Genomic DNA, 11,709 nt, shown 5'->3' on the forward strand with positions numbered 1-11,709 from the left:
TGACTTAGAAGCTAAAAAAATGAAGCGTCCGAAAGGGCGCTTTTTTATTGCCTAGAGGTTTTATATGAGCGCAAAATTAGGAACATTAACCCTTGATCTGGTAACCAGAACTGCAGGTTTTACAGCGCCAATCAAGGATGCAGAAAAGCAAACCAAAGTTAGCTTTGATGCAATGAAAAAAAGCGCTCTGCTTTATGGTGCTGTAGCTGTTTCTGGCGCTGCTGCTGTGGGCGCTGGTGTTTTTGCCATGGCTCGTGAATATTCTAATGCCGCTCGTGAACTTCAGATATTTGCCTCTATTTCAAATACTACAACACAAGAATTTCAAAGAATGGCTGTTGGTGCTGAAACCATGGGGATCAACCAAGAAAAGCTATCGGATCAACTTAAAGACTTCAACGAAAAGCTTGGTGAATTTATCACTATTGGGTCTGGTGGTGCGGTTGATTTCTTCGAGCAAATTGCAATCAAAACTGAAGGATCTGCTGAGGGTGCGAGAAAGTTAGCACTCGAAATGCAAAATCTATCTGGTCCTAAAGCACTTCAATTGTATGTAGATAAACTTGAAGAGGCTGGTGTAACTCAGCAGCAAATGTCTTTCTATTTAGAAAGCATGGCATCTGATACGACCAATCTTATCCCGCTTCTGCGAGAAGGTGGAAAGGGCTTTGAATATTGGGCGGATGCAGCTGAGCGTGCTGGTGTCATCATGGATGAGCAGGCGATTGCTAAAGCCAATGAACTACGTGTTCAGATGGACTTGCTTAATTTGCAGGTTCAGGGTGTAAAAAATCAGTTTATTCAAGGATTGATGCCTGCACTAGTTTCGGTTGGTGATGGCCTATCTGATGCCACCATGGAAACTAATCTTATGGCTGATGCTGGTGAGACACTAGGTGAGGTCTTTAAGGGTGTTGCAGCAACTGGTATGGGTGTTTATGCAGTAGTTAAAATGCTTTCCAATGCTATTGCAGGTCTTGCATTTGATGCGGTAAACGCAAAAAAAATGGTAGATGCATCTGCAGAGAAAGGTTCGTGGGCTGATAAGTTACCAGGTGTTAAATTTGCCAAGACAGCTATTCTTGGTACCGCCATGATAAAGTCATCAAATGGTGGCGTGGCTATGGCTGCGAAAGATAATGCGAAAGTTGCCGATGATGTAGCAAACTCGATTAATCGTATTTATAGTAATGCTGTTAACCAATCTGTTTCAGCTATGGCGAAAATCCAAAATAGCCAGGCTGGAGTAGCAAAAGGCTCCGATGATTGGGTAAAAAAACAAAATGATGCGGCAAAAGCAGCATCTAAAGCTAGTAAAGCTAATAGTGAGGCAGCTAAGGCGCTGCGTGAATACAATCAGGCGTTCGAGCTCGGTAAGCGCTTAATTTATGAATTTGGCGATGAGCAACTCAGAATATCTGAAGATTTGAATGAAGATCTAAAAGATATTCAGTCGGCTTTGCTTAAGCCGGAGGCTAAGGAGCGTTATGCGGCATTAGCCAGAATGCAAGCAGATGCACGAAAAAAAGCGTATATCGCTGAGTTGGATTTTGAATTAAACGAACATAAATCCACGGAAGAGCGAAAACTTGCTGATGAACTTCGAATCAATAAATTGAAATTAGATGCCCAGCGCGGACTTAATAAAAATGAAATTGATTTAAGAAAACAAGCTTTAGATGAACGATATCAGCAAGAATTAACCATGCTTCGAATCTCTGAGCAAAAGCAGCTTCTCGAGACCAAGCGTCACTGGATGACTGCCGGTGACTATGCGCGTGATTACTATGCCTTGATACGCGAAGAGATCCTGAATACAGCAAGCTATTCGCCTGATATGAAAGAAGCCTTGCTTCAGCAAGCATCTTCTCAGCAAAACCTCGAAGAATCTTATGAGCGCGACAGTGCGATTGAGGATTACCGCGATGTGATGGGGTATGAAGAAAATCCATTAGAGCGGCAGTTTGAAGTATTGCAAAAAATGCGTGAACTCGATTTGCTGAATGAGGAGGCATATCAGAATGCAAAACTTGAACTACAAGCCAAGTCTACCGCCAGCTACATGGAGGGTATGCTTGGCGGCTTTGCATCACTGGTAGATGAAAACTCTAAAACCTATGCGGTGCTTTTTGGTGCTCAAAAGGCTTTTGCAGTTGCTCAGGCGATGCTGAACATTCCAGCGGCATATTCCAAAGCTTATGATGCTGTTGTTGGAACGCCTTTTGTTGGTCCATACATTGCGCCGGCGGTTGGTGCGGCTGCAGCAGCTTTACAGGTTGCTCAGGCTGCAAGTATGAAATCAGTTAATCTGACCGGTATGGCCCACGATGGTATTGACAATATCCCGCAAGAAGGTACTTGGCTGCTTGATGGTGGAGAACGTGTTTTAAATCCTGAGCAAAATAAGGATTTAACTCGATACTTGAGTGAGGCGCGTGAAAGCAATTCATCACCAAACGTCAACCTAAACCCGAACTTCGTTATTGTTGATGAGCGTCAGAATTTATCTGATTATCTGTTTAGCCCGGATGGTACCAAAGCTTTTGTGAAGTTCTTTAGACGAAATCGCACAGCCCTGGGTGTATAACCCGGGCTTTTAATTTGAGGACAAAATGAAAATACAAACGTCATATGGCGAGGTGCACGTATTAACAAATTGCCCTCTATTGGATTCGACTGAAAACCTGGAATGGATGACTGAAGTTCATGAATCATTTGATGGTAGTGAAGAGCGTTATCCATTGCGTGAAGCACCGCGTCAGATCCTGAATTTCAATTACACCCAGTTGCGCAAAGTCATGGGCGATCTATTTCATATGCTGTATGCCAATCTGCGCAAACAATGGGGTATTCCGCTGCGCCAGGTGAAACGAGTCATTCCAGATATCGTTGATGATGATTACATTATTCTCGATGCAGCAGACACCATAGCCGACCTTAGAGTCGGTTTTGCTTTTATTGAGAGCAGTGAAGGTGCTCAGGTGGTCGAAATTGTCAGCCGTGGCCGCTACATCATTATTCAGGAAGAAATCCGTGATCCAGAAACGGATGAGATTATTCAGGAACTCATTACTGAATACCAGGATGGCTTTCGACTGGCTGACAATGTGACCGCAACCAATGCTGTGATCATGCCGCTGCGGATCTGCATCATTGATGGGGATGCTTCAATCAATGCCGGCGGGTTCTGGTCCAATGCTTCGGTGGTTTTCCGGGTGCTGGCAGAAGATTTACCAGAGCATGAGGGTGATGTGCCAGAGCAGTACAAAGGCAATGACCTGTACTGGAAACCATTGATCTTAGATGGTAGTTCACTGGAAATGACGCTGACGCAACATCAAAACATTGTGGATGGTGCTATTGGTGGTTTTCAGCAGTATACCCATCATGCAAAACCCAAGTATCTCAAGCCGTTTACTTCAGTTTTGAAAGACTGGTCAGAGTTCAATGCTTATCGCCGGTTCCTGTTCCGTCGATCTGGCCGGTCCCGGGCTTTCTGGATGCCGCTATATGAAAAGCATCTGAATATTTTAAACACGGGCAACATCACCACCAGTTTAAGCACCAATACAAAATACATCGTTGAGGCCGACCGTAAACATATCGCAGTCAAGCGTAAGGATGGCACCTGGTCAGCGCATGAAATTACCGGCCGGACTGGTGGCTCACTCACGGTTTCACCGGCAATTAATACGCACCGAAATGACATTCAGACCATCTGTTATTTAGGGCTTCACCGCCTGGATGCAGACCGGATTGAATTTCAGTTTTTAGGCGCTGGCAAATCAAGAATTACTGTTCCAATCGTGGAGATTGATAACTAATGGCACGTTCAGAACTTTATCAATTTAAGCATGGGGACAAGCAGTGGTTTTTCACCAGTGCGCGTAAAGCGATTACCCATAATGAAATCACCTATTACCCGGTACGCGGTTTAAGCCGTGGAAATATTGAAGATGCGGATATTGATAAGTGCGAAGTCGAGCTGACTTTTCCGCATCCATATCCACTATTCAATGATGCAGATGACAGCTTTACCCAGGTGTTCTTAAACAAGATTTATCTGGAATCTGTGTATTTCACATTGATTGAGCTAGATGCGGGAGAGTCGCTTGTGTTGTTTAAAGGGCGTGTAACGCAGCCTAAATTTAGCGATCGTGAAAACACTATGACACTGGTCTGCTCGACTGCTGAAAGCTTTATGCGTCGTAAGATTTTGACTCGAAAATATCAGCGTACCTGCCCGAATACCATCTATGACAAGCACTGCGGCCTTGATTTTAATGAATGGTCATTCGATGTGACTGTAACTTCGGTCAATGGCCTTGATGTGGCCTATATGGTAAATCCGACTCAGGTCAAAGATGAGTTCGGAAATCCGGTATTCGAGCAAGTACCTGTGCTTGATGAACAGGGGCAACCTGTTTTGGATGATCTGGGTAGTCCAATTTTTGAAGATGGTGATCCGATGATGGAAATCAAATCTTATCCAGATAACTGGCTGAATCGCGGTGTGCTGAAAAAGGATGGTGTGTTTACCTTCATTATTAACGGTGGAAGTAATAGTGCTCGACTGTATCGCCAGCACATCGGCCTAAAATTGGGTGATGTGGTGCGAGTGGCACCAGGCTGTGATCAGTCACTAAAAATGTGTCATGAGAAATTCAACAATCATAAGCGCTTTGGTGGCCATCCAAATATGCCGACCGAAAATCCGTTGGAAAATCAGTTGATTAAGTAGGATAAAAATGAATATTGATATTTTATTGGCTGGTTTTGATGCTAATCAATTGCAGCACTTGGGCGCTGTTATTCCTTTAATTGCCTGGGCGATTGGTGCGGCCATTTTTTCTGTTGCAGTCGGCATCTACACATTCCTGCAAATGCGCAAGATGCAGAAGAAAAACCGACCTAAGCCAAATCAGCTAGATGGCACGATTGCGGATGAAGGTATTTCATTTCACGACATTGCTGGTAGTCCACACGTACATGCGAACATCACGGATATTTGGGATAAGTCCACTCAAGCGATTAAATCCAAGTCGGGTAAGAAATGAAAATTTATATGTCTGATATTCGAAAAGCAAAAATGTGCTCGGGCGGAACCCGGGCATTTTTTTTGCGCCAAGGTTGGGATTGGCAGGACTTCCTTAAAAATGGCCGTGATGCTCAGGACTTTATTAATACAAAAGATGCAATGGCTTTGCAGGTGGTAGAGGTGGCGAGAAATGGGAAAAAGTAGTTCACAGGTTGTTGGTTATCGTTATTACGCCAAATTCGCGGCTTTTATTGGCAATAGAATTGAGAAATTAATTGCGATTAACTTTGATAATAGAAAATGGCTTACGCGAAGACCAGGGGAGCCAGAACCTAATTTAGCAGTGTATGCACCAAATCTGTATGGTGAGAATGAGGGTGGGGTTTATGGTCTTATCGATGTTTTTATCGGCTACCCAAATCAGCAGCCAAGTGAAGTCTATCAACAATATTTTCCGCTAGTTTCAGGCTATCCGTATCAGTCCTATTTGGTTTTTCATAGCGGTTCAGACAACAAAGGTTTTTACCTTGGCAACTCGGGCTACATGAAAGAAATGCTGCTATGGGTGAAGCGGATTCATGTGAAGAATGATGGCGGTGGGCAGTGGCATGATTCAAGAGCCGAAGTGCCTGAAGGCGGGGGTGTTATCACTCTCCCGGGAGATCCAATAACTGATGATCCTCTAGATATGCCGGCAAGTTTATATGTTTCAAGGCAGTTAGATGCGGACGGAAATACACAAATTTCAGAACCCGAACTGGTTGATGTGCGAGATAAGACAGGATTTTGGTGGGGAGGCGGGTGGTCAACTTCAGCATCTAATGACTTAAAGCCTGCATCATTCGTTAGTAAGATGAGTGGGCCTTATTCTCGTTGGGTTGGTGGCATACGAGTTAGGAGTAGTCCACAAGGATCCGTTTACATTACTGGCAGCACTTTCACTGGGATCGACGATTATGGATGGGATAATTACAGTATCGATTTTGTGGGAGAAACTCTTGATATTGTTATTCATACAAATAATACAAAGGCGATATATTGGTCAAACTTGCATCTTCAGCGATTTGGAGTCCCTGTCCCTAGAGCACCGAGTGGAGATATAAACCCAATCCACAAAATCAGAGAAATACTTACCGATGATGCAGCAATGGGTAAACCTGAAGCTGATGTCAATGATGGAAACTTCAAGAAAGCAGCAGATCAAATCTGGAAAGAAGGTCTTGGTATTTCATGGGCAATTGATGAGAAATCTTGCATTGAGGCCATTGAGGAACTCTGTTATCACATCGAGGCTGGCATTCGTGTAAACCGTCAAACTGGCCTTTATGAAATGGTTTTGTTTCGCGATGATTGGTTTGAAGAAGATGAAATTCACGCTATTACTGAAAACAGAATCAAGGATTTATCGCTTGAAGTAATGAACTCTGATGACATTGTGAATCAATTGAATGTCACATATTACGACCGAGAGCGTATCAAGAATTCTACTTTTTCTGTGTATGAAAACGGATCAATCTTAACCATGGGTCACGCAAATGCTGAGTCAGTTGAGTTTCCGTATTTTATGAACATGCGCAATGCCGAGATCGTGGCGAACTGGAAGTTAAAACAGTTTTCTACACCCGCCTGGTCTGGAAGTTTTACAACTGGCTGGCGCGAGGCTCGAAAGTGGAGCCGCTATGACCTGATTCGCTTGCCGTGGTCTAAAAAATGGAATGGCACAATTCTGGTTCGTATCATGAAAATCAATTTAGGCAATGGTACTGACAATACCGTGACTATTGATTTTGAGGAAGTGATTCCGTATTCAGGCGAAATGAACACCAGTATTGTAGTTGACACTCCTGTTGATGCCGGACCGCAGCCACCGCAACCGAGTATTAACACAGTATTTGAAGCCCCGTATTATTTGACTGTACTTCGTGCTGGGCAGACAAATGCCGACTTGGAGTTATCAAATAATCCAGATATTGGCTATGTCGTAGCAATTGCAGCAAAACCACAAAACAATTCACTTAACGCACTTCTTTATACGGATGGTGGTGTTGGTGAGTTTGAGCAAGTTTCTCGTCTTGATTACTGCGATATTCTGCAACTTGATCAGCCGATTAATGAAACTGCGTCAGCTTTTGTAGTCACAGGATCGCTAACCCAAACAGCAAATTCAAATAATTTGATCTTGTTGAATGGCGAGTTGATGGGATTTGTGGCGCTTGATGATGCAACAAAAGTCCTAACTGTGAAGCGCGGTGTGCTGGATACGGTGCCGAAAAAGCATAGTAGCGGATCTTTATTTGTATTCGATCTGCCGGATGTTGCTTTTGATTCAACCCAGTATGCACAAAGTGAAATTATTGAAGCACAAGTTTTAACAACAACGCCAAGTGGGATTCAAGAGCTTTCAACAGGAACAGCAATTGAAATCCAATCTCGTGCTATTCGACCTTACCCACCAGCCAATGTAAAAATTAATGATGTGTTTATGCCGCTCTATATTGATGGTGATCTGCAGCTCACGTGGTCGAATCGAAACAGATCACAGCAAACAGGCGGGCAAATCCTGGGATATTTTGAAGGCTCTGTAGCGCTTGAATCAAACACACAAACACTTTTGACGGTGATCGAACTTGATGCAAATAATATTGAGATTGCAACACATAGCGTGAATGTAACTGCATCGAATAGCTTCACACTAATCAAATCTGCAATGCAAGTAGACACACGTTCATTGCTCGTTAATTTAAAAACTGTGCGTAATGGTTATGAGTGTTTATATGCTTTTGATCACACTGTAATTTGCTCAACGCTTGTTGCTCCGAGCAATGTCACTTTTCAAGTTATAGAGTATTGATATGCCGATAAAAATCAAAATCAATTGGGATAATGAAAATGTGGTGTCTGAGTCTGTACGAATTTATCGTGCAGACTCTGAATTTACATCGACTACATTGCCGCAACTTTTAACCAAAATCATCGGCGATGTGTATGAATATGAGGATTTTAATATTATTGAAAATCAGACATATTTTTACATGTTGTCAGCAAAACTGGGTGAACAAGAAGTTTTCACTGAATGTTTTGAAGTAAAAGCAGTTAATGAATTTGCTGATATTAGCTTTGTAACTTCATCAACATCTCCATCTCGATATTCATTACCAACTAGCGCTTGGCCATTAACCATTCCACCTCATAATGCTGGTGATATTGTTGTTGTTTTTAAAAATGGTACAGACACAGAGCTTGCGGGTTACGGATTTACAAAAATAGATATATCGGGATTGACGGATAATTTCCTACACCCCTGGTATAAGATTGCAACAATCAATCAGTCGGCAAGTGTCGATATTTCTCTATCAAACACTTCTGATAAGACTTGTATAATATTACGCCCATCAAGACCTGTGACTGAGGTTTTATTTGAGTTAAGTAGCAATTCTTCTCAATTTGTCGGGCCTGGCAATTCCAGTTCGATGGCTGGTTTTGTTACCCCAACTTTCAACATTACGCCAGCTAAGAAGGGTTATTTTTTGCAAGCATACAACCCTGGCTCAATATATACCGGACTTGGAAAAGCGCAGACTATAACCGTTGGAAGCCAAGCTTCTTTACTAGCATCGCCAAAAAATCCAATTGTCTATTAATATGCTGATGCCTATGCTGAGCCTGCAGACTCAACAATTAAAGCATACGCAAAAGCGGTATTCGGGCAAACAGCCAATGGATCTGTGAATAGTTTTGGTGGGTACAATGCTGCTATAAATTACTTTTCAGAATCAGGCGCAACAAATAGATTTTTAAATTTATTTGTTGCAGCGAGATAATTAGACTTAATTAACAATGCACCTAATTCGGGTGCTTTTTTATTACCAAAATTTAGGGGGCGCAATGTCAAATGACTACTCACCTGATCCACCAGTAGAGCCGAAAGGCTCTTTTTTAATGTCAATTTTATAGGGGGGTGTATGCCTGAAAATAGGCCGTACAACAATAATGGATGGGAGGGGAAAATTGATTCCATTCATAAAGACATTCGATTGATCTTGGAACACGTTGCACGCCAAACCTTTATTAACGAACACCATGAGAATGCGATTGCCAAAATCCAAAAAGAACTTGATTCACTCGAATTAAAGGTCTCAAGCCTTGAAAACAAGTCTGAAAGACAGGATGGCGGCCTTGGCTTTTTAAAAGGATTGCTCGGCCTTTGCGGTGGAACAATTATAGCCGCATGCATCTGGGTGGGCGCATCAATCATTCAAATCAACCAAACACAATCACTTATGAAAGAGAAAGTCACCAGACTTGAGGAAACCTTAAAATGAAACTGATTCAAGAAAGTGCACTGCAGTATTTATCTGTAAAGCTCCCGCTACTGGGGGCTTTTTTAATGCTTGCAGCATTAACACTGCAATGGGCCTTAGACTTTAATTTTATCCCTGAACAATATGCTCCTTTTATTGTTGGCGCAGTATTGCCAGCATTGGGCTGGTTGGGCCGTAAAATTGCACAGCCAAAATTACACAATCAGACTTTAGGTTTTGTCACAGCTACAGCTGGCCATAGCAACACCGACCCAGGTGCAGTAAACGGTAAAATCAAAGAAGCCGATCTGGTGGTCAACTTCCGCAATGCAGTGACTCATTATTTGCGTGAAGCTGGTCTGCATGTCAAAACAGATGGAACTGGCACTAAAAATGATCCATTGTCAGCTGCGGTAAAATTGATTACAGGCTCAAGTGTAGCGGTTGAATTCCACATGAATGCTGCAGCATCAAAACAGGCAAACGGTATTGAGACCATTGCGCTACCGAAAGACAAGAAACTGGCACAGGATCTATCTGCAGCAGTAGCTTCAGCATTGGGTAGCCGTTTACGTGGTAATGATGGCTGGATTGATCAAAGCCAATCGGCCCGTGGCAGTTTGGCATACATCAATGCCGGTGGTCTGATTGTGGAACTTGGTTTTATTTCAAATGAAGCTGAGCTTGCAGCATATCAGGCACGTTATTGGATCGCAGCAAAAGCTGTGGCCAAAGTTTTAATCGAATACGAGCAACGGAATTAAGAAATTAGTTTCCCAATTAAATAAATGCCCTCACTTGAGGGCTTTGTTTTTTTAATTTAATAAATAAATCTTTAATCCCCACCCAGGCTCCTTCCTAAAAATCCCTCCATTCTTTATCGTGTGCTCTATGTAAAAGTAGGTCCATGTTTTCATGTAAATTACTCAATAATAAAAATAAGGGTCATGATTGTTCTTGGCTACCTTATTGCATTCTTTACACTTAATACTCTCTATAGAGTAGAGCCCACGAGTTTGTTTGCCTTCCGCAGAAGCAATAATAGAAAAGTGTTGAGTGTCGTTAAAACTATAGCCATCCCATGCTCCACAAACAGAACACTTAATAATTTTTCTATCACAGTAAATGTGTGGTTGTTCCATTATATTTTCCCTTCTATCTCAATCAAAATAGATGATATAATCTACTTACACAAGGATTCAAAGACTTGTGGATAAACTCACGTTTAGACCAAGATTGTTCCATATTAAAATAAGCTATTGTTTTTGCTATAAAGATACTACGTTGACATCGTAGAGGTCTCCAGTTCGAGTCTGGATATACCTACCAAGATTCTAAACGTTATGTTATAAGGGTTTTAAGCGAAAACAGTAGCTTAAAGCCATTTTTTATATTTCATAGTCACTAATTCTTCCTAGCACGCCCACGCTTAGCCACTGGCTTAGCAGTCAAAATCAAATTTGCCTGCTCTGGGTCGTAAAGACATTTGCCTCGAGTGCCTTTGTTAATCTCTGCACAGCGATCACGTACAGCATCTACACTAATGCCATAGTGCTGAGCCAATTCAGCTGCTGATACCAGTTTTGGGCTTACATCCTTAATCGATATGATCTTTGCACCGCCAATCTCAGATCCTATAAATAATTGAGGTGCTTCACTTTGTACAGTAATTTGAAAAATATCCATTTAAGACACCTCCTTTAAGCTCTGTACGACTCCAGATCGGTCATGCTTCGCAATATAGCTTGAAAGCATATGGGTAAATTGCATTGGCATTTTCATTATCAACTGGAACGGTTGTTATGCCTAATTTATAGGAAATAGATAGCCTAAAATTACCTTGAAATTCTTCTACTACCCAAAAGAAACATCGGCTTGTTGTTAGTTCGGTGCCAGATTAAAAGCCTTGTCCTTGTGCAGCTCGTCAATGATGAAGTTGGGTACTGCAATTGTGCTCATTTCAATCATTAAGCTGCCCCTTTATAAATATTTTTATGTTTAAAGTTTGCTTCAACTAAAGCGCGTGATAAATGAAGGTAAACAGAATTACCCACCATTCATGTTTGCTCTGTTTTGGTTATACGGCAGTTCAAATCATAAAAAAACTCTTGCTGAGATACTGGTTGAACAACATCAGCAGTCTGTCTGAGTAGATCTGATCGATGCTGATTTTAGACCGTACCAACATGGTGACAAATTCCCGAGTGAGCTGAAAGAGCCAAGAGATTTTTTGATCTCTCTATATTTGTCACTATAGATTTCGGGTCATCTTCCGACGAAGTTCTATAACAGCTTGATCCTAGACAGTATTGTGGACAGTCGGTCCCTCTAAACTCTTAAAATGTTTCTGTTCAAAGGTTTCTGGGCTTA

The 11,709-nt window shown here is 42.1% G+C and carries 10 protein-coding genes; 9 read left to right on the forward strand and 1 reads right to left on the reverse strand.

What is annotated here, in order from left to right; all coding sequences use genetic code 11:
• The first annotated feature begins 64 nt into the window (after nucleotides 1–64).
• The 9 genes from H9629_RS02980 (at nucleotide 65) to H9629_RS03020 (ending at nucleotide 10,103) form a co-directional block, all read left to right on the forward strand.
• Entirely contained in the window at nucleotides 65–2,587 is a 2,523-nt protein-coding gene (locus tag H9629_RS02980) for a phage tail tape measure protein (protein ID WP_191730524.1), read from the forward strand.
• A 25-nt stretch (nucleotides 2,588–2,612) separates the two neighbouring features.
• A complete protein-coding gene (locus H9629_RS02985; RefSeq protein ID WP_191730525.1) occupies nucleotides 2,613–3,824 on the forward strand; it encodes a hypothetical protein in 1,212 nt (403 codons plus the stop codon).
• A complete protein-coding gene (locus H9629_RS02990; protein ID WP_191730526.1) occupies nucleotides 3,824–4,741 on the forward strand; it encodes a phage BR0599 family protein in 918 nt (305 codons plus the stop codon). The genes H9629_RS02985 and H9629_RS02990 overlap by 1 nt, the downstream gene beginning before the upstream one ends.
• A gap of 7 nt (nucleotides 4,742–4,748) precedes the next feature.
• A complete protein-coding gene (locus H9629_RS02995; protein ID WP_191730536.1) occupies nucleotides 4,749–5,057 on the forward strand; it encodes a hypothetical protein in 309 nt (102 codons plus the stop codon).
• A gap of 8 nt (nucleotides 5,058–5,065) precedes the next feature.
• Complete coding sequence (locus H9629_RS03000; RefSeq protein WP_225215699.1) at nucleotides 5,066–5,242, forward strand: hypothetical protein; 177 nt, start codon at nucleotides 5,066–5,068, stop codon at nucleotides 5,240–5,242.
• On the forward strand, nucleotides 5,229–7,889 hold the full coding sequence (locus tag H9629_RS03005; protein WP_191730527.1) for a phage tail protein: 2,661 nt from the start codon (nucleotides 5,229–5,231) through the stop codon (nucleotides 7,887–7,889). The genes H9629_RS03000 and H9629_RS03005 overlap by 14 nt, the downstream gene beginning before the upstream one ends.
• Nucleotide 7,890: 1 nt before the next feature.
• Entirely contained in the window at nucleotides 7,891–8,679 is a 789-nt protein-coding gene (locus H9629_RS03010) for a hypothetical protein (RefSeq protein WP_191730528.1), read from the forward strand.
• A gap of 321 nt (nucleotides 8,680–9,000) precedes the next feature.
• Nucleotides 9,001–9,360, forward strand: a complete 360-nt coding sequence (locus H9629_RS03015; RefSeq protein WP_191730529.1) for a hypothetical protein — start codon at nucleotides 9,001–9,003, stop codon at nucleotides 9,358–9,360.
• Nucleotides 9,357–10,103, forward strand: a complete 747-nt coding sequence (locus tag H9629_RS03020; RefSeq protein WP_191730530.1) for an N-acetylmuramoyl-L-alanine amidase — start codon at nucleotides 9,357–9,359, stop codon at nucleotides 10,101–10,103. Before H9629_RS03015 ends, H9629_RS03020 begins: the two co-directional genes overlap by 4 nt.
• A gap of 640 nt (nucleotides 10,104–10,743) precedes the next feature.
• On the opposite strand, the gene H9629_RS03025 is transcribed toward H9629_RS03020, so the two are convergent.
• Nucleotides 10,744–11,025 carry a hypothetical protein gene (locus H9629_RS03025; protein ID WP_064095457.1) on the reverse strand — a complete coding sequence of 94 codons (282 nt, stop codon included), beginning with the start codon at nucleotides 11,023–11,025 and terminating at the stop codon, nucleotides 10,744–10,746.
• Between the last annotated feature and the right edge of the window lie 684 nt (nucleotides 11,026–11,709).

Origin of the sequence: Acinetobacter pecorum (assembly GCF_014837015.1) — a bacterium.
GTDB classification, from domain to species: Bacteria; Pseudomonadota; Gammaproteobacteria; order Pseudomonadales; family Moraxellaceae; genus Acinetobacter; species Acinetobacter pecorum.